Source organism: Pseudomonas sp. FA117, assembly GCF_057370475.1.
Window position 1 is genome coordinate 682,967 of sequence record NZ_CM170675.1, and the last position, 17,195, is coordinate 700,161.

The following is a 17,195-nucleotide window of genomic DNA, read 5'->3' on the forward strand; positions in this document are numbered from 1 at the left end:
GAGCCTAGAGGGTCCTGGCAATCCTGGCTGCCAGCAACGCCCAGCCCATCAATAGCACGCACAGGATCGCCAATGGCCACGAGCGCCACTGCAGGTAGGGCGTGAGCTGCTGCATGGGCACCACATCGCCGTACAGGATCGCCTGCTGGAACTGTGGGATCTGCGCGGTGATCCTGCCGAACGGGTCGATTAGCGCGGTCACGCCGTTGTTGGTGGCGCGGATCATCCAGCGGCCGGCTTCCAGGGCGCGCATCTGCGCCATCTGCAGATGCTGCAGCGGGCCGATCGAGGTGCCGAACCAGGTGTCGTTGCTGATGGTCAGCAGCAGATCGCTCTGCGCGGCCAGCTCTGCGGCGAACTCCGGGTAGACCACCTCGTAGCAGATGTAAGGGGCGATCTGGTAACCCTTGGCCTGCAGCAGCGACTGGTCGGCCGGGCCGCGAGCGAAGTCCGACATCGGCAGGTTGAAGAACTCGATCAGCCCGCGCAGCATGTCCTGCAGCGGAACGTACTCGCCAAACGGCACCAGTTTCTGCTTGAGATAGGTGCCATCGCCCTCGCCGGTCACCGTGATGCCGTTGTAGTAGCGGCGCTGCTGGTGCACCACTTCACGGATCGGCACGCCGGTAATCAGTGCCGAGTGACGGCCTGCGGCGAAGCTGCCCATCATGTCGATGTAGCCCTGGGCCTGGTCCTTGAGCACCGGCACCGCGGTTTCCGGCCAGATCAGCAGGTCGACCGGTTTCGAGCTCAGGCTCATGTCCCGGTACAGCGCCAGTTGGGCATTGACGTGGTCGGGGTCCCATTTCAGCTCCTGCTCGACGTTGCCCTGCACGGCTGCAACCTTCAGCGGCTCGCCTGCCGGGCGGGTCCAGGCGTGGCCCTTCAAGCCCAGCCCGATCACCCAGGGCGCGATCAGCAACAGCAGGCCTATGGCAAGGAACGAGGGGCGTGAGCGCAGTCGGTGCAGGTTGACCAGCAGCGCAGCAGACAGCGCCAGCACGAAGGACACCAGCCACACCCCGCCCAGCGGCGCAAGCCCGGCCAGCGGGCCGTCGAGCTGGCTGTAGCCGGCATACAACCACGGGAAGCCGGTGAGGAACCAACCGCGGAAGGCTTCCTGCAGCAGCCACAGGGCGGCGAAGCACAGGGCGTCGGCCAGTGGCGCTTCGTTGCGCCGCAGCCAGCGCGCCCACAGCCAGGCGGGCAGGGCGAAGAACCAGGCGATGGCGGCGAAGAATGCCACCAGCAGCAAGGTCGCCAGCAAGGGCGAGGCCCCGCCGTAGGTGTTGATACTGACGTAGATCCAGCTGGTGCCAGCACCGTATAGGCCGAAGCCGTAGCACCAGCCGCGCCCCAGGGCCTGGCGCGGGCTGAGCTCGCGCAGGCCGAGGTAGAACAGCAGGATCGCCAGCAAGGCGACCGGCCAGATGTCGAATGGCGCCAGGGCCAGCGAGGTGGAAGCGCCGGCCGCCATGGCCAGCAGGTTACCGGGCCAGCCGGGGCGGTTGATCCAGCGCATGTTCGTCCTTAGCGGGTGATCGGGGTCAGGCGCAGCAGGTGTATCCGGCGGCTGTCGGCATTGAGGATGCGGAAGCGATAGCCGCCGATTTCCGTGGTCTCGTTGCGCTTGGGCAGGTGGCCGAAGGCGCTCATGACCAGGCCGCCGACGGTGTCGAATTCATCGTCGGAGAACTCGCTGTCGAAGAACTCGTTGAAGTTCTCGATCGGCGTCAGCGCCTTGACCAGGAAGTCGCCGCTGGGCAGTGGCTTGATGTAGCTGTCTTCCTCGACGTCGTGCTCGTCCTCGATGTCGCCGACGATCTGTTCGAGCACGTCTTCGATGGTCACCAGCCCTGCGACACCGCCGTATTCGTCGATGACGATGGCCATGTGATTGTGGTTGGCGCGGAATTCGCGCAGCAGCACGTTCAGGCGCTTGGACTCCGGCACGAAGGTCGCCGGGCGCAGCAGGTCCTTGATGTTGAAGCTTTCGCCGTTCTCCTTGAGGATGAGCGGCAGCAGGTCCTTGGCCAGCAGGATCCCGAGCACATCGTCATGGCTTTCGCCGATCACCGGGTAGCGCGAATGCGCGGCGTCGATCACCGCCGGCAGGAACTCGCGAGGCGACTGGCTGGCCTTGATGCTGATCATCTGCGAGCGCGGGACCATGATGTCGCGCACCTGCAGGTCGGCGACCTGGATGGCACCTTCGACGATGGTCAGCGCTTCGCTGTCGAGCAGCTTGTTCTGATGGGCTTCGCGCAGCAGCTCGAGGAGCTCCTGGCGGTTTTTCGGCTCATGGGCAAAAGCCTGGGTCAGTTTACCCAGCCAGGACTTTTGCCCGTTGCTCGATCGATCTTCGCTCATGGCGGTTTACTCGTGATCCTTGCAGTGGTCAGTGGTTGATTGAATCGGTGTCGTCGTCGGCGTACGGGTCCGGATGACCCAGTTCGGCCAGCAGTTGGCGTTCCAGGGCTTCCATTTCCTCGGCCTCATCGTCTTCGATGTGGTCGTAGCCCAGCAGGTGCAGGCAGCCGTGGATGACCAGGTGAGCCCAGTGCGCCTCCAGCGACTTGCCTTGCTCCGCGGCCTCGCGCGCGACCACCGCCACGCAGATGACCAGGTCACCGAGCAGCGGGATGTCGAGCAGTTCGTCGGGCACATCGGCCGGGAAGGACAGCACGTTGGTCGCGTAGTCCTTGTGCCGGTAGGTGTTGTTCAGTTCGCGACCTTCGCCTTCGTCGACCAGGCGGATGGTCATTTCCGAATCGGCGCTGCGCTGGCGCAATGCCAGCTCGCACCAGCGGCGGAAGGCAGCGTCATCCGGGGTTGCGGCATCGGTGGCCCGTTGCAGATCGAGTTCAAGCATCTTTGCCGGGCGCCTCGGGCTTGGCCTGACGGGCGTCGAAGCGGTCGTAGGCCTCGACGATGCGCTGCACCAGCGGGTGGCGCACCACATCCTTGGGCTGGAAATGCGTGAAGCTGATGCCCGGTACGTCCCTGAGCACTTCGATCACGTGGGCCAGGCCCGACTTGGTGCCGCGCGGCAGGTCGACCTGAGTGATGTCGCCAGTGATCACGGCAGTGGAGCCGAAGCCGATGCGGGTGAGGAACATCTTCATCTGCTCGAGCGTGGTGTTCTGGCTTTCGTCGAGGATGATGAAGCTGTTGTTCAGCGTGCGGCCGCGCATGTAGGCCAGCGGGGCGATCTCGATCACCTGGCGCTCGATCAGCTTGGCCACGTGCTCGAAGCCGAGCATCTCGTAGAGAGCGTCGTACAGGGGGCGCAGGTAGGGGTCGATCTTCTGGGCCAGGTCGCCGGGCAGGAAGCCGAGCTTTTCGCCCGCCTCGACTGCCGGGCGCACCAGCAGGATGCGGCGCACCTGTTCGCGCTCCAGGGCATCGACGGCGCAGGCCACGGCCAGGTAGGTCTTGCCGGTACCGGCCGGGCCGATGCCGAAGTTGATGTCGTTGGCCAGGATTTCCTTCACGTAGCGCTGCTGGTTGACCCCGCGTGGGCGGATGTTGCCCTTGCGCGTGCGCAGCGAGACGCTGACTTCGTTGACGGCGGGGTTGTCGATGTTCTCGACCGCCGACTCCTGGAGATAGAGGTGGACCGTTTCCGGCGACAGGTCGGTGGCCTTGGTCTCGCGATAGAGACGGCGCAGCAGCTGTTCGGCAGCGGAGGTGGTCTTGGGTTCGCCGATCAGCTCGAACTGATTGCCGCGGTTGCGGATCTCGATGGCCAGGCGTTGTTCGATCAGGCGCAGGTGCTCGTCGAACTGGCCACACAAGTTGGCGAAACGGTGGGCCTCGAAGGGTTCGAGGGTGAAGCGATGGGGTTGTATGGGTGCGTTCAAGGTCGGTTCAAGGCGCTCGACAAAGGATATGAACTCAAGAATAACCCTTGATCGACAGTGGCGAAAGCTCTGAAACGATCAAGGGCATCCCGGGCAGTCTGGCAGGAGAATTTGACGGTTGGGTGATGACCCGTCGGCCGCCGGCAGGCGGGCCGGGTTCAAGGCAGCGGCGAGAACGGCGTGCGCCCTTCGGCGCTCTGCAGCTCGAGCAGGTACTTGCGGAAGATCTGCCCGAGCACCTGGGTGGCGTGCTCCAGCTCGTCGCGGGGCATCTGCTCGGTCACTTCGTCGGCCATGTCCAATGCATCCTCGGCACCGTTGACCGCGGCGATCTTCAGCAGGATGTAGGCCTGGACATTGTTGGCCTTGACCCCCTCGCCGTGGAAGAACATGCCGCCCAGGCGGTACTGCGCCTGCGCGTGGCCCTGCAGCGAGGCCTTCTCGAACCAGTTCAGTGCCTTGTTCAGGTCCTTGGGGGCCAGGGTGCCGCCGTAGTAGAACTCGCCCAGCTCGTACTGCGCCTGGGCATCGCCGGATTCCGCAATCTGCGCGCAGGCTTTCAGCGCGTTCTCCAGGTCCTGGGGCTGGGCGTTGAGAGTGCAGCGGCCCGTCGCTGGAATCAGCAACGAGTTACCGCCCTCCGCCAGGGCCAGCAGGGGCTGAAGAAGCAACAGGCAGCCCAGGGTCAGGGCGCGGCCGGTGCGGTTCATGGGGATCGACTTACCTCTGCAAAGCTGCGGCCAATGTCTCTGGTGGCACATTATGGGATAAGCAGCGCCTACCTTACAAAGTTTTACTCGAAATTCTGCATCGGGGCGGATTTGTCCGACTTGTGATGCAGCTCACACCTGGACCAGAAACCGCCTCAGCGGATACCCGCCTGCTTCCCTGCAGGCGGTACCTGGTTAGTCCCGCGATCAGGCCGTCACCCTCACTTGAGCTGGGCAAATGCCCGCTCGGCCGCGTCCAGGGTGATCTGCAGCTCTTTTTCACCGTGTGCGATCGAGGTGAAGCCCGCCTCGAACGCACTCGGCGCCAGGTACACGCCGCCGTCGAGCATCAGGTGGAAGAAGCGCTTGAAGCGTTCGGCGTCACTGGCCATCACGTCGTCGAAGGTGACGATGTCGTCGGCGCCGGTGAAGTACAGGCCGAACATCGCCCCCGCCTGGGTGGTGACGAACGGCACGCCAGCGGCATCGGCACGTTGCTGCAGGCCATCGAGCATGCGGCTGGTGAAGGCGCTCAGCTCGTCGTGGAAGCCCGGGCGGCTGATCAGCTTGAGGGTGGTCAGGCCGGCGGCCATGGCCAGCGGGTTGCCCGACAGGGTGCCAGCCTGGTAGACCGGGCCGAGCGGGGCGATGCAGCCCATGATCTCACGCTTGCCGCCGAAGCAGCCGACCGGCATGCCGCCACCGACGATCTTGCCGAAGGTCGACAGGTCGGGGGTGATGCCGTAGTGGCCCTGGGCGCCGCCCAGCGAGACGCGGAAGCCGGTCATCACCTCGTCGAAGATCAGTACCACGCCGTGCTTGTCGCACAGGCTGCGCAGGCCTTCGAGGAAACCTGGTGCCGGTGGCACGCAGTTCATGTTGCCGGCCACCGGCTCGACGATGATGCAGGCCACGCTCTGGCCAACGTCGGCGAGGGTCTTCTCGACGGCGTCGATGTCGTTGAACGGCAGCGTGAGGGTGTGCTTGGCGAAGTCGGCCGGTACGCCCGCAGAGCTTGGCACGCCTTGGGTCAGCAGGCCCGAGCCGGCCTTGACCAGCAGGCTGTCGGAGTGACCGTGGTAGCAGCCTTCGAACTTGATGATCGCATCGCGACCGGTGTAGCCACGGGCCAGGCGGATGGCGCTCATGGTGGCTTCGGTGCCCGAGCTGACCATGCGCACCATTTCCATCGACGGCACGATCGAGCAGACCAGGTCGGCCATCTCGGTTTCCATGGCGGTCGGCGCGCCGTACGACAGGCCGTGCTCCAGCTGGCGGCGCACCGCGTCGAGCACGTCCGGATGACCGTGGCCGAGGATCATCGGCCCCCAGGAACCGACGTAGTCGACGTAGCGCTTGTCGTCTTCATCGACCACATAGGCGCCTTCGGCATGCTTGAAGAACAGTGGCGTGCCGCCAACGCTCTTGAAGGCGCGCACTGGCGAGTTGACGCCACCGGGGATGTGCTTCTGGGCTTGGGCGAAAAGGGTTTCGGAACGGGACATGGGCTCTTCTCTCGAAATCAGGAAGCGAACAGGGCGTTGAAGGCGCGGGCGCGGCGGGTGACTTCCTGCGCGCTGTCGGCACCGAACAGGCCGTGGATAACCGCCAGCAGGTCGGCCCCATGGGCGACCAGCGGGGCGGCGTTGTCGAGGGTGACACCACCGATCACGGCGATCGGCAGCTTGACCTGGGCGCGGGCCTGCTCGATCAGCTCGAGGCTGGCGGCCGGCGCGCCGGGCTTGGTCAGTGAATTGAAGAAGCGGCCGAAGGCCACATAGCTGGCGCCTTCACTGGCGGCCTGGGTGGCCAGGTCGAGGCGGGCATGGCAGGTCGAACCGATGATCGCCTGGCGGCCGAGCAGGGCGCGGGCCGGGGTGAGCGGGCCGTCGGTCTGCCCCAGGTGCACGCCGACGCCAAGGCGCGCGGCCAGCTCGGCGTCATCGTTGATGATCAGCCGGGTGCCGTAGCGCTCGCAGAGCTGCATCAGCGCCTCGGCCTCGCGCAGGCGTCGCGCCGCATCGTCACCCTTGTCGCGGTACTGCAGCAGGCACACGCCGCCTTCGAGCGCTGCCTCGACATGCGAGAGGAAACGGCCGGCGAGCAGCTGGCTGTCGGTGATCGCGTACAGGCCGCGTAGCTTCATGTTGAGGCCTCTTGTCAGGAGCAGAAGTCCAGGGGCAGGCGGCGTGGCACGTACTGGCCCTTGCCCAGTTGCTCGGCGTCGCGCAGGGTGCGCCAGGTGTAGTCCAGGGCACTGCGCACGGCGCTTTCGAGCTGCTCGCCCAGGGCCAGGCGGCCGGCCAGGGCACTGGCCAGCGTGCAACCCGAACCGTGGTAGCTGCCCGGCAGGCGCTGGCAGGTCCAGGTGTGCTGCTGGCCATCACGGCTGTACAGACGGTTGTGGATTTCCACTTCGTCGCCATGACCGCCGGTAATCAGCAGATGCTCGCAGAACGGCAGAAGTTTCTCCGCGCATTCGTCTGCGCTGCCGTGCGGCAGTTCGGCGAGGATACGCGCCTCGGGCAGGTTCGGCGTGGCGATGGTAGCCCGTGGCAGCAGGCGCTCGCGCAGGGCGTAGCCGACCTCGTCCTTGCCCAGGCGGCCGCCGCCGCCGGCACGCAGCACCGGGTCGCAGACCAGCGGCAGGTGAGGATGCGCGGCGAGCAGTTCGGCGACGGTCTCGACCATCTCGATGGAGCCGAGCATGCCCAGCTTGACCGCAGCCACGCTCGAGTCGGCCAGCACGGCATTGGCCTGGGCCAGCACCCACTCGCGGTCGAGCACGCGGAAGTCGGAAACGTTGACAGTATCCTGGACGGTCAGGGCGGTCACCGCCGGGGCGGCGTGACAGCCTTGGGCGATCAGGGCTTCGATATCTGCCTGCAGTCCGGCACCGCCACTGGGGTCGTGGCCGGAGAGACAGAGGACAACGGGGCGGGAGCTGTAGGTATTCATGGTCGGCGAGCTTACCACCAAACCCATTTGTGCGAATCGCCGGGGCGCGCTAATTTCTTGATCGATTGGTCAGGTTGTACGTTTGGCGTCGCCTGTAAGGCTCGTTCTAGAGCGCTTTTGTCCAAAATGCCAGTGGCTGCTGGACGCGCCGGAACGCTATGCTAGAGTGCTCGGATAACTCGAATCAACGGCTGCACCGGATTTCGTCGTCTCAAAGGGATGGGAGGCAATTGCGACGCGACCGCGCGGGCCAGGCTGGGGCTGTATGCGCTATTTGCTGATTGTGCTGTTGGGCTGCCTGCCCCTGCTCGCCGGAGCGGTCGATTTCGACGATGCCACCCGGCAACTTCCCTTGGGCAAGCTGATGCAGGTCTACGAAGACGTGGATGGCAGCGCCAGCATCGACCAGGTCAGTGCACCTGCGTTTGCCTCGCAGTTTCGCCCGCACCCCCGGGAAACCCTCAATGCCGGCTACTCCAGCTCGGTGTTCTGGCTGAAAGTCGACCTGCGCCCTGTTGGCCCACCCGCAGCCTCTGCCCGCCAGTGGCTGCTGGAGCTGGCCTACCCGCCACTGGATCATCTGGAACTCTACCTGCCCGATGAGCACGGCGAGCTGCACCTGGCACGCCGTACCGGCGATGCCTTGCCCTACGCCAGCCGGCAGATCCTGCAGAACAACTACCTGTTCGAGCTGCCGCTGGTCCGGGATCGGCTCACCACGATCTATCTGCGCCTGCACAGCCAGGGCTCGGTGCAGGCGCCGCTGACGCTGTGGTCGTCCGAGGCCTACATCGAGGCGCAGCCGGCACGTTTCTACGTGCTGGGCATGATCTATGGCGTCCTGCTGGTGATGCTGGTCTACAACCTGTTCATCTACCTGAGCGTGCGCGATGTCAGCTACCTCTACTACATCCTCTATATAGCGTCGTTCGGTCTTTACCAGATTACGGTGAATGGCGCCGGGGTGGCCTACTTCTGGCCCGACAGCCCTTGGTGGGCCAACGCCGCAACGCCCCTGTTCATCGGCGCAGCCGGGCTGTTCGGCTGCCTGTTCACCCGCCATTTCCTGCAGGTGCGCCGCCTCAGCCCCGGCCTGGACCGGCTGCTGATGGTGCTGATGGTCGGCGGTGTGCTGGTGATGCTGCTGGCGGTGAGCCTGTCGTACGGGGTGGCGCTGCGCATGGCCACCGGGCTGGCGCTGGCCTTCACTGTGAGTGTCTTCGCCGCCGGGATCCTGGCCTGGGTGCGTGGGGTTCGGGTGGCGCGCTGGTTCGTCATCGCCTGGTCGGCCTTTCTTCTGGGTGGCCTGGTGAACACGCTGATGGTGCTGGGTTACCTGCCCAATGTGTTCCTGACCATGTACGCCAGCCAGCTGGGCGCGGCGCTGGAGGTGGCGTTGCTGTCGCTGGCCCTGGCCGACCGCATCAACAGCCTGCGTGAAGAGCAGTCGCAGGCGCTGCGCGACAGTGGACGCAAGCTGGAGCAGCTCAATCAGCAACTGGCGCGCAGCAACCGGCTCAAGGATGAGTTCCTCGCCACCGTCACCCATGAGCTGCGCACGCCGATGAACGGCGTGATCGGTTCGCTGGAGCTGATGCAGACCCTGCCCATGGGCGCAGAGCAGGCGCAGTACCAGCGCACCGCTGCATCTTCGGCGCAGGACATGATGGCGATGGTCGACGATATCCTGACCCTCACCGAGTTGCAGGCCGGTCGCCAGCGAGCGCACGGCGCACCGTTCAGCCTGCGCCGGCTGCTGCAGGAGCTGCGTGCCGGGTATGCCGGAGCAGCGCTGGGCAAGGGCCTGTACCTGAGCCTGGATGTGCCTGCGGAGCTGCCCGACAATCTGGTGTGCGATGCGCAGAAACTGGCACGATGCCTGGCCTGCCTGGTGGACAACGGCCTGAAGTTCACCCATCAGGGCGGGGTGATGATCCAGGCGCGCGGGCGGCGGATCGGGCCGGACAGCCTGGCGTTGACGCTGACCGTCAGTGACAGCGGCATCGGGTTCGACGACCTTGACCAGGCGATTCTCTACCAGCGCTTCTTCCAGGTCGACGGTTCCATGACCCGGCGCTACGGCGGCCTGGGCATCGGCCTGTCGATCTGCCGGCAGCTGGGCGAGCTGATCGGCGCGCGCCTGTCCTACGAGTCCACGCGGGGCCTGGGCAGCCGCTTCGAGCTGACGATGACGGTGGCGGTGGCCCAGGTGCAGGCGCCTCCCGGTCGGCTCGCTTCCGGGCCCGGGTTCCTGTAGGCGACGCCGTCAGGATCGGCGCTTTTGCCACTTTGACTCCCCGGCAATGAGTGCTTCACTGGACGTTCCAGGCCACCGATGACCCAGGAGCCGCCGATGAACCTGCACCAGTACGCCGAAACCCACGAAGTCACCAACCAGCCCCCTTCGCTCGATGGCGCCAACCTGTACCGCCTCGACCTGCCGCTGCAGGAGTGGTCGAAGCGCTTTGGCGCGGGTTGGGCCGAATCGCGGATCGACGCCTATGGCACCCTCGCGGGTGGCCCGCTGATGGCCGCAGGTTTTCTGGCCAATGCCCACAAGCCCGAATTCAGTAGCCATGACCGCTACGGCCACCGCATCGACCTGGTGGAGTTCCATCCGGCCTACCACGAGTTGATGCGCACCGCGATCGAGCATGGCCTGCCCTCGCTGCCTTGGGCCGAGCCCCGGGCCGGTGCCCATGTGGCCCGGGCTTCGATGACCTACCTGCACAGCCAGGCCGAAGCCGGCAGCGGCTGCCCGCTGACCATGACCTTCGCCGCGGTCCCGGCGCTGCGCCTGCAGCCGGAACTGGCGCAGTACTGGCTGCCCAAGGTGCTGGCCCGCGAATACGATCCACGCAATGTCGGCGACCGGCACAAGGGCGGCGTTACCCTCGGCATGGCCATGACCGAGAAACAGGGCGGCACCGATGTGCGCGCCAACACCACCCGTGCCTACCCGGTCGGTGCTGCCGGTCCGGGTCAGCCGTATGAACTGGTGGGGCACAAGTGGTTCTGTTCGGCGCCGATGTGCGATGCCTTCCTCACCCTGGCGCAGACCGACAAGGGCCTGAGCTGCTTCCTGCTGCCGCGTCACCGCCCGGACGACCAGCGCAACCAGTTCTACATCCAGCGCCTGAAGAACAAGCTGGGCAACGTCTCCAATGCCTCCAGCGAGGTGGAGTTCCGTGGCGCGCTGGCCTGGATGATCGGCGAGGAGGGGCGCGGTGTGCCGACCATCATCGAGATGGTGGCCATGACCCGTTTCGACTGCATGGTCGGCTCCAGCGCCCTGATGCGCCAGGCCCTGACCCAGGCCAGCCACCACTGCGCGCACCGCAAGGTCGGCGGCAAGCTGCTCAGCGAGCAGCCGCTGATGCAGAACGTGCTGGCCGACCTGGCCCTGGAAAGCGAGGCGGCACTGGCCCTGAGCCTGCGCATGGGCCAGGCGCTGGACCAGCTCGACGACCCGCAACAGGCGCATTTCGCCCGCCTGGTCACGGCCGTGGGCAAGTACTGGATCTGCAAGCGAGCGCCGGGCATGATCAACGAGGCCGCGGAGTGCCTGGGGGGCGCGGGGTACGTGGAAGACAGCATCCTGCCGCGGCTGTACCGCGAGGCGCCGGTCAACTCGACCTGGGAAGGGTCGGGCAACGTGCAGTGCCTCGACGTGCTGCGTGCGCTTTCGAAGGAGCCGGGTGTGCTCGAGGCCTTGTTCGCCGAGCTCGGCGATGGCCATGGCGATCCGCGCCTGGCCGCGCATATCGGCAACCTCAAGGGTGCGTTCGCCGACACCGACGATATCCAGTACCGCGCCCGCCAGCTGACCGAGGACATTGCGCTCGCCTTGCAGGCCAAGCTGCTGCTGGAGGCGGGCAATGCCACGGTGAGCGATGCGTTCATCGGCAGCCGCCTGGGCACGGGCGGTCGGGCGTATGGCGCGTTGCCGCGTGGCGTCGATGCCCAAGCCCTGGTGGCGCGTGCCACGCCGCTCTGATCGCGTTGGCCTCTTCGCGGGTAAACCCGCTCCCACAGGTGCTGCGCTGTATTTGAAACCAGCGGTGAACGTGTGGGAGCGGGTTTACCCGCGAAGGGGGGCCATTTACCCCCGGGGGTGTTTTTAGCGCAGAAGGCAGGCAAGATGGAAACCCTGCATGCCCCCGAATACAGGAAGCCCAGCGTGAGCCAAGCGTTTGTAGTCGTTGATACCCCCGAACAGGCCGTCGACCGTCTGGCGGCCCTGCACGAACAGGCCACCGGGGCCCTCAGCCAGGCCCTCAAGCGTTACCTCAAGGACCGCACCGAACCGGACGACGACCAGCGCGCCCGGTTCCGCTACCCAGCTCTGCGCCTGACCTACTTCAGCCAGGGTGAAGTCGCCGCCACCACCCGCGCCTACGCCAAGGTCCAGGTCGCCGGCACCTACAGCGTCACCGTGACCCAGCCGGCCGCCTTCCGTGGCTACCTGCTCGAGCAACTGCGCCCGCTGATGAGCGACTACACCGTGACCGTCGAGGTCGGCGTCAGCGAGCAGAACATCCCGTACCCCTACGTGGTCGACCAGGGCGACGAGTTGGCCGGCAGCGGCATCACTGCCGCGCAGTTGGCGCGGGTGTTCCCCAGCACCGACCTGTCTGCCGCCACCGACAACATCGCCGACGGCCTGTACGACTGGGAAAGCGCCCAGACCCTGCCCCTGGCACTGTTCGATGCTGCCCGCGTGGACTTCTCCCTGCGCCGCCTGGTGCACTACACCGGCAGCGACTGGCGCCACATGCAGCCGTGGATCCTGCTGACCAACTACCACCGCTACGTCGACCAGTTCATCGCCCACGGCCTCGAGCAACTGCGCCAGGACCCGCGCTTCGTGCGCATGGTCCTGCCCGGCAACGTGATGATCGAGAAGGGCATGGACAACGGCGAAGCCCAGGCCCTGGTGGCCAGTGTGGTCTGGCACCGCTACCAGATGCCGGCCTACCACCTGATCGCTGCCGACGGCGACGGCATCACCCTGGTCAACATCGGGGTCGGGCCGTCCAACGCCAAGAACATCACCGACCACCTGGCCGTGCTGCGCCCGCACTGCTGGCTGATGATCGGTCACTGCGGCGGCCTGCGCCAGTCGCAGACCATCGGCGACTACGTACTGGCCCACGCCTACATGCGCCGCGACGGCATCCTCGATCGCGTGGTGCCACCGAACATTCCGATTCCGGCCCTGGCCGAAGTGCAGCTGGCCCTGCAGGAAGCGGCGGCGCAGGTGACCGGCGAGCGTGGCGAGCAGTTGAAGAAGCGCCTGCGCACCGGCACCGTGCTCACCTACGACGACCGCAACTGGGAACTGCGCTGGGCCCAGGAGCGTCCGCTGATCAACCTGTCGCGTGCGGTGGCGGTGGACATGGAAAGTGGCACCATTGCCGCCCAGGGCTATCGTCTGCGGGTGCCCTATGGCACCTTGCTCTGCGTGTCCGACAAACCGCTGCACAGCGAGATCAAGCTGCCGGGCTCGGCGAACGCCTTCTACAACCGTGCGGTGAGCCAGCACCTGAAGATCGGCATCGCCGCCCTCGACCTGCTGCGCACCGAGCTCAACTCGCTGCACTCGCGTAAACTGCGCAGTTTCGACGAGCCGCCGTTCCGCTGAGGATCCATGCCCCTGCCACCCCGCTCCAAACCGCGCCGCCCGGCGGCGCGTCCTGCCGGCCCGCGTCGTGCGGCCAAGGCGCCGCCGGCCGAGCCGCGCCTGATCCTGTTCAACAAGCCATTCGATGTACTGACCCAGTTCAGTGACGACCAGGGCCGTGCCACGCTCAAGGATTTCATCGATATCCCCGGCATCTATCCGGCCGGGCGACTGGACCGCGACAGCGAAGGCCTGCTGCTGCTGACCAATGACGGCGCTTTGCAGGCGCGCATCGCCGACCCGAAGCACAAGCTGCCCAAGACCTACTGGGTGCAGGTGGAGGGTGAGCCGACCGAGCAGCAGTTGCAGCTATTGCGCGATGGCGTTGAGCTCAACGATGGCAAGACCTTGCCAGCCGAGGCGCGCCTGCTCGATGAGCCGGCACTGTGGCCGCGCAACCCACCGGTACGCTTTCGCAAGAGCATTCCCACCCATTGGCTGGAGCTGGTGATCCGCGAAGGGCGCAACCGCCAGGTGCGGCGCATGACAGCGGCGGTGGGGTTGCCGACCTTGCGCCTGGTGCGGGTCAGGATCGGTGACTGGACCCTCGATGGGCTGGAACAGGGTTGCTGGCGCGAGGTGCCGGCACGGCTGTAGAGCTCCCGCGATGGGGTCTGGCCTGCGCTACACCCCTTCGAGGAACCCCACCACCACGCTCTTGATGATGAAGGCCAGTACCCCCAGCCCCAGCACGAAGAACAGGATCAGCGTGCCGAAGCGTCCGGCCTTGGACTTCTTTGCCAGGTCCCAGACGATGAAGCCCATGAACCCGATCAGCACGGTGACCAGGATGATCATCATCCACTCTTCGAAAACGGCGGGATCCATCTTTAACCTCCAGGCAGTCTGAAGACCCGATCATACGCCGGGTGTGGCAGGTATTAACGGAGGTGGGTCAATGGCATCTCGGTACTGGCCAGCACCTGGTTGAGCACGAAGCTCGAACGCACGCTGGTGACGCCTTCGATGCGCGTCAGGCTGCCGAGCAGCAGCTTCTGGTAGTGGTCCATGTCCGGCACCACCACCTTGAGCTGGTAGTCGGCGTCCATCCCGGTGACCAGGCTGCATTCGAGCACCTGGGGCAGGTTGCGGATGGCGGCCTCGAAGGTTTCGAAGCGCTCGGGGGTATGGCGGTCCATGCCGATCAGCACGTAGGCGGTCAGGCTCAGGCCGAGTTTCTTGCGGTCCAGCAGCGCCACCTGGCGCGAGATGTAGCCGTCGTCCTCGAGCTGCTTGACCCGGCGCGAGCAAGGCGAGGGCGACAGGCCGATGCGCTCGGCCAGTTCCTGGTTGGAGATGCGTGCATCGCGCTGCAATTCGGCGAGAATGCTCAGGTCGTAGCGGTCGAGCTTGCTCATCAACAATGCCTTTTCTGTTCAGATTGCGGCGAATTATCAATCCTGAGTGAAAAATTGCGCAAGTGCTATTTATCAGAGCAATCTTCGCAATCCGCTGCCGCAGTGATTCCTCTATCTTTATCAACAGAATCACTGCCCGGACTCATGTCCACGGCGACGCGCTCTAGGCGGGCGGTCGCGGCCAGCCATCCCACCGGATCGCCAGGCCCCCGGGCTGCACAGGGTCCAGAAGGCACTGTGAGGTGAGCCGACGCCACAAGCGTCGAGCACGGACGACAATTCCCGAAGGGAGGCCAACCGGCCTCCCTTTTTTAGTGCTTGTGGCCCGGGCCGATGGCATCCACCTGGCGCGTGGCAGGTTAGACTGGCGTGACCAAGCGCGGTCGTTATCGAGAGGAAGAACATGAGGTCACGCATCTGGCAGTTGGCGGGTGTCGGGTTGCTGGGAATGGGCATCAGCCTTGGCGCGCTCGCCCAGGGGCCGGGCGATGGTCGTGGCTGGGGCGGCCAGCAGGAGCCTGGCGCCGGCCAGGGCAGCTCGCCGCTCAATTCGCGTGATGAAGTACGCCAGACCCAGCCGCCGCGCCAGGGCTATTACCAGGATGTTCCGCGGCGCTACGGCGAAAACCGCCACTGGGAGGCCGGTGGTCCCGGGCAGCGTCCGGGCGGTGAGTGGCAGGGCCGGCCCGACGGGCACGGCAATGGCTGGGGGCCGGGCCCGCAATATCGCCCGGGCTTCACTACCGACCGTTTCCCGGATCGCTACTGGAAAGTGCCTTACCGGGGCCAGGACTACTTCTACTCGGGTGGCTACTGGTATCGCCCCCACGGCGGCGGCTACATCGTAGTGCGTCCGCCCTATGGCGTGCGGGTCAATTACCTGCCGTCCTATGCCCAGGAAGTATGGCTCGGTGGCGCGCTGTTGTTCCTGGTGGCCGATACCTACTACCAGTACCAGCCGCAAAGTCAGGAATATGTGGTGGTCAATCCGTCGGCGCCGGCCTATGCGCCGCAACCCCAACCGCAGCCCCAGCAGGACAGCGGCTACGACGTGGTCGCCTATCCGGCCAGCGGCCAGGGCCCGGAGCAACAGGAGCAGGACCGCTACCAGTGCCACCGCTGGGCGGTCAGCCAGTCCGGCTTCGATCCGGCCACGGCCACCTACGCGCCACCGGCCAATGTGGCCAACGGCTACCGGCGCTCATTGGCGGCTTGCCTGACCGGGCGAGGCTACAGCGTCAACTGAATGCTTGGGCTTGGCGCAGCGCCTACACCGGGTCGGCATGCACCATCACATCCGCACGCGGATAGTGCTCGCGGATCGCTTGCGAGGCCTTCACGCACAGGGCATGGGCTTCGTGCAGCGGCAGTTCGCCGGGCACTTCCAGGTGCAACTGGACGAACCAGTGGCTGCCCGATACCCGCGTGCGCAGGTCGTGTACGCCCTTCACCCCGGGAATGGCCAGGCTCAGTGCCTGCATGCGCTCGCCGATGTCGGCGGGCAGTTCCTGGTCCATGAGGATCGACGTGCTTTCGCGGGCGATCTGTACCGCGCTCCAGAGGATGTACAGCGCAATGCCCAGGCCGAACAGCGCATCGAGCTGCGGCCAGCCGAAGCTGGCCAGCAGCAGGGCGATGAGGATGCTGCCATTGAGCAGCAGGTCGGAGCGGTAGTGCAGGGAGTCGGCGCGCACGGCCGTGGAGCCGGTGATACGGATGACCTTGCGCTGGAACGCCAGCAACGCCACGGTCAGCACCAGCGACAACAGCATCACGGCGACGCCCGCGCCGGTGTCTCCCAGCGGTTGCGGTGCCTGCAGGCGTTCGACCGCCTGCACGCCGATGAGCACGGCACTGACTGCGATGAACAGCGCCTGGGCCATGCCGGCCAAGGCTTCGGCCTTGCCGTGGCCGAAGCGGTGATCGTCGTCGGCCGGGCGCAGGGCATAGTGCACTGCCAGCAGGTTGAGGAAGGAGGCGACTGCATCCAGCGCCGAATCGGTCAGGCCGGCCAGCAGGCTCACCGAACCACTCATCCACCAGGCGACGGCCTTGGCCAGGACGAGAATGCTGGCCACCGTCAGCGAGGCTCGGGTGGCCAGGCGCAGCAGGCGTTTGTGTTCGGCGGTGGCGGTCATGCGCGCAGCTTCTTCCCTGGTTGGATCAGGCGGCCGGTACCAGGCCGTAGGCGGCCAGTTGCTCGACGCTACCGCGGTGCTGGATCAGCCGTGGATCGTTCAACGGCAGGCGCTGGCCCAGTTCGCTTTCGAGAATAGCCTGCAGCTTGAGGTTGTCGATCTTGCCATCGGCATCCACGGCTGGCTTGAGCTTGGCCGGGTCGACCTGTGCGGTCTTGCCGCCGGGGTAGTAGATGGCGCCGGTGGCGAAGTCGACGCCGAAGGCGATCAGGCCGGGGATGACATAGAACAGGATACCGATCGCGTCCATGACCGCGACCACCGGGTCGATCTTGCCTTCGATCTGGCCGCGACGGTCGGGATAGATGATGGTGCCGCAGGCCGTCAGCTGGGTCAGCAGGGCGGCGATGAGGGCGCCACCGATGACGCGGGAGTGGATGCGCATGTGAATCTCCGGAAAGGTGACTGCAGGAGGTCGGGCAAAA

The 17,195-nt window shown here is 65.9% G+C and carries 17 protein-coding genes; 5 read left to right on the top strand and 12 right to left on the bottom strand.

Annotated elements, in window-relative coordinates; all coding sequences use genetic code 11:
* Nucleotides 1-4 precede the first annotated feature (4 nt).
* The 8 genes from lnt to AC1TXO_RS03300 all read right to left on the bottom strand — a co-directional run bounded on the left by lnt (nt 5) and on the right by AC1TXO_RS03300 (nt 7,531).
* The gene (lnt, locus tag AC1TXO_RS03265) at nt 5-1,522 is read right to left on the bottom strand and encodes an apolipoprotein N-acyltransferase (protein ID WP_486405018.1); all 1,518 of its coding nucleotides are present in this window, start codon (nt 1,520-1,522) and stop codon (nt 5-7) included.
* Between the two features lie 8 nt (nt 1,523-1,530).
* Nucleotides 1,531-2,370, bottom strand: coding sequence for a CorC family transporter (locus AC1TXO_RS03270; RefSeq protein WP_486405019.1), 840 nt, complete (start codon nt 2,368-2,370; stop codon nt 1,531-1,533).
* A 28-nt stretch (nt 2,371-2,398) separates the two neighbouring features.
* A complete protein-coding gene (gene ybeY / locus AC1TXO_RS03275; protein WP_486405020.1) occupies nt 2,399-2,872 on the bottom strand; it encodes an rRNA maturation RNase YbeY in 474 nt (157 codons plus the stop codon).
* Nucleotides 2,865-3,863, bottom strand: coding sequence for a PhoH family protein (locus tag AC1TXO_RS03280; RefSeq protein WP_486405021.1), 999 nt, complete (start codon nt 3,861-3,863; stop codon nt 2,865-2,867). Before AC1TXO_RS03280 ends, ybeY begins: the two co-directional genes overlap by 8 nt.
* 158 nt (nt 3,864-4,021) lie before the next feature.
* The gene (locus AC1TXO_RS03285; protein WP_486405022.1) at nt 4,022-4,573 is read right to left on the bottom strand and encodes a tetratricopeptide repeat protein; all 552 of its coding nucleotides are present in this window, start codon (nt 4,571-4,573) and stop codon (nt 4,022-4,024) included.
* Nucleotides 4,574-4,794: 221 nt separating this feature from the next.
* Nucleotides 4,795-6,078, bottom strand: a complete 1,284-nt coding sequence (gene hemL / locus AC1TXO_RS03290) for a glutamate-1-semialdehyde 2,1-aminomutase (protein WP_486405023.1) — start codon at nt 6,076-6,078, stop codon at nt 4,795-4,797.
* Nucleotides 6,079-6,095: 17 nt separating this feature from the next.
* Nucleotides 6,096-6,719 (bottom strand): thiamine phosphate synthase, encoded by a 624-nt coding sequence (thiE, locus tag AC1TXO_RS03295; RefSeq protein WP_486405024.1) that lies wholly within the window; start codon nt 6,717-6,719, stop codon nt 6,096-6,098.
* A gap of 14 nt (nt 6,720-6,733) precedes the next feature.
* A complete protein-coding gene (locus AC1TXO_RS03300) occupies nt 6,734-7,531 on the bottom strand; it encodes a hydroxymethylpyrimidine/phosphomethylpyrimidine kinase (protein ID WP_486405025.1) in 798 nt (265 codons plus the stop codon).
* Nucleotides 7,532-7,796: 265 nt separating this feature from the next.
* Here AC1TXO_RS03300 and AC1TXO_RS03305 point away from each other — a divergent pair, with 265 nt between their 5' ends.
* The 4 genes from AC1TXO_RS03305 (at nt 7,797) to AC1TXO_RS03320 (ending at nt 13,811) form a co-directional block, all read left to right on the top strand.
* Nucleotides 7,797-9,788 carry a sensor histidine kinase gene (locus AC1TXO_RS03305; RefSeq protein WP_486405026.1) on the top strand — a complete coding sequence of 664 codons (1,992 nt, stop codon included), beginning with the start codon at nt 7,797-7,799 and terminating at the stop codon, nt 9,786-9,788.
* A gap of 96 nt (nt 9,789-9,884) precedes the next feature.
* On the top strand, nt 9,885-11,528 hold the full coding sequence (locus tag AC1TXO_RS03310; protein WP_486405027.1) for an acyl-CoA dehydrogenase family protein: 1,644 nt from the start codon (nt 9,885-9,887) through the stop codon (nt 11,526-11,528).
* Between the two features lie 144 nt (nt 11,529-11,672).
* Complete coding sequence (gene amn / locus AC1TXO_RS03315; RefSeq protein WP_486405028.1) at nt 11,673-13,175, top strand: AMP nucleosidase; 1,503 nt, start codon at nt 11,673-11,675, stop codon at nt 13,173-13,175.
* A gap of 6 nt (nt 13,176-13,181) precedes the next feature.
* On the top strand, nt 13,182-13,811 hold the full coding sequence (locus AC1TXO_RS03320) for a pseudouridine synthase (RefSeq protein WP_486405029.1): 630 nt from the start codon (nt 13,182-13,184) through the stop codon (nt 13,809-13,811).
* Between the two features lie 27 nt (nt 13,812-13,838).
* Here the strand turns inward: AC1TXO_RS03320 and AC1TXO_RS03325 are convergent, their stop codons facing one another.
* Both AC1TXO_RS03325 and AC1TXO_RS03330 read right to left on the bottom strand, forming a co-directional pair.
* A complete protein-coding gene (locus AC1TXO_RS03325; RefSeq protein WP_013974331.1) occupies nt 13,839-14,042 on the bottom strand; it encodes a DUF2788 domain-containing protein in 204 nt (67 codons plus the stop codon).
* A gap of 53 nt (nt 14,043-14,095) precedes the next feature.
* On the bottom strand, nt 14,096-14,572 hold the full coding sequence (locus tag AC1TXO_RS03330; protein WP_016712159.1) for an Lrp/AsnC family transcriptional regulator: 477 nt from the start codon (nt 14,570-14,572) through the stop codon (nt 14,096-14,098).
* A 403-nt stretch (nt 14,573-14,975) separates the two neighbouring features.
* On the opposite strand from AC1TXO_RS03330, the gene AC1TXO_RS03335 reads away from it, so the two are divergent.
* Nucleotides 14,976-15,818: a DUF6515 family protein gene (locus tag AC1TXO_RS03335; protein WP_486405030.1), complete on the top strand. Its 843-nt coding sequence runs from the start codon at nt 14,976-14,978 to the stop codon at nt 15,816-15,818.
* Nucleotides 15,819-15,840: 22 nt separating this feature from the next.
* Here the strand turns inward: AC1TXO_RS03335 and AC1TXO_RS03340 are convergent, their stop codons facing one another.
* Nucleotides 15,841-16,710 carry a cation diffusion facilitator family transporter gene (locus AC1TXO_RS03340; RefSeq protein WP_486405031.1) on the bottom strand — a complete coding sequence of 290 codons (870 nt, stop codon included), beginning with the start codon at nt 16,708-16,710 and terminating at the stop codon, nt 15,841-15,843.
* 25 nt (nt 16,711-16,735) lie between these two features.
* Nucleotides 16,736-17,155, bottom strand: a complete 420-nt coding sequence (locus tag AC1TXO_RS03345; RefSeq protein ID WP_486405032.1) for a polyribonucleotide nucleotidyltransferase — start codon at nt 17,153-17,155, stop codon at nt 16,736-16,738.
* Nucleotides 17,156-17,195: the final 40 nt, after the last annotated feature.

What these genes read in the sequence shown, in the direction of transcription:
- lnt (WP_486405018.1), bottom strand. Translation starts at nt 1,522, where the DNA reads ATGCGCTGGATCAACCGCCCCGGCTGGCCCGGTAACCTGCTGGCCATG.
- AC1TXO_RS03270 (WP_486405019.1), bottom strand. Translation starts at nt 2,370, where the DNA reads ATGAGCGAAGATCGATCGAGCAACGGGCAAAAGTCCTGGCTGGGTAAA.
- ybeY (WP_486405020.1), bottom strand. Translation starts at nt 2,872, where the DNA reads ATGCTTGAACTCGATCTGCAACGGGCCACCGATGCCGCAACCCCGGAT.
- AC1TXO_RS03285 (WP_486405022.1), bottom strand. Translation starts at nt 4,573, where the DNA reads ATGAACCGCACCGGCCGCGCCCTGACCCTGGGCTGCCTGTTGCTTCTT.
- hemL (WP_486405023.1), bottom strand. Translation starts at nt 6,078, where the DNA reads ATGTCCCGTTCCGAAACCCTTTTCGCCCAAGCCCAGAAGCACATCCCC.
- thiE (WP_486405024.1), bottom strand. Translation starts at nt 6,719, where the DNA reads ATGAAGCTACGCGGCCTGTACGCGATCACCGACAGCCAGCTGCTCGCC.
- AC1TXO_RS03300 (WP_486405025.1), bottom strand. Translation starts at nt 7,531, where the DNA reads ATGAATACCTACAGCTCCCGCCCCGTTGTCCTCTGTCTCTCCGGCCAC.
- AC1TXO_RS03305 (WP_486405026.1), top strand. Translation starts at nt 7,797, where the DNA reads ATGCGCTATTTGCTGATTGTGCTGTTGGGCTGCCTGCCCCTGCTCGCC.
- AC1TXO_RS03310 (WP_486405027.1), top strand. Translation starts at nt 9,885, where the DNA reads ATGAACCTGCACCAGTACGCCGAAACCCACGAAGTCACCAACCAGCCC.
- amn (WP_486405028.1), top strand. Translation starts at nt 11,673, where the DNA reads ATGGAAACCCTGCATGCCCCCGAATACAGGAAGCCCAGCGTGAGCCAA.
- AC1TXO_RS03320 (WP_486405029.1), top strand. Translation starts at nt 13,182, where the DNA reads ATGCCCCTGCCACCCCGCTCCAAACCGCGCCGCCCGGCGGCGCGTCCT.
- AC1TXO_RS03325 (WP_013974331.1), bottom strand. Translation starts at nt 14,042, where the DNA reads ATGGATCCCGCCGTTTTCGAAGAGTGGATGATGATCATCCTGGTCACC.
- AC1TXO_RS03330 (WP_016712159.1), bottom strand. Translation starts at nt 14,572, where the DNA reads ATGAGCAAGCTCGACCGCTACGACCTGAGCATTCTCGCCGAATTGCAG.
- AC1TXO_RS03335 (WP_486405030.1), top strand. Translation starts at nt 14,976, where the DNA reads ATGAGGTCACGCATCTGGCAGTTGGCGGGTGTCGGGTTGCTGGGAATG.
- AC1TXO_RS03340 (WP_486405031.1), bottom strand. Translation starts at nt 16,710, where the DNA reads ATGACCGCCACCGCCGAACACAAACGCCTGCTGCGCCTGGCCACCCGA.
- AC1TXO_RS03345 (WP_486405032.1), bottom strand. Translation starts at nt 17,155, where the DNA reads ATGCGCATCCACTCCCGCGTCATCGGTGGCGCCCTCATCGCCGCCCTG.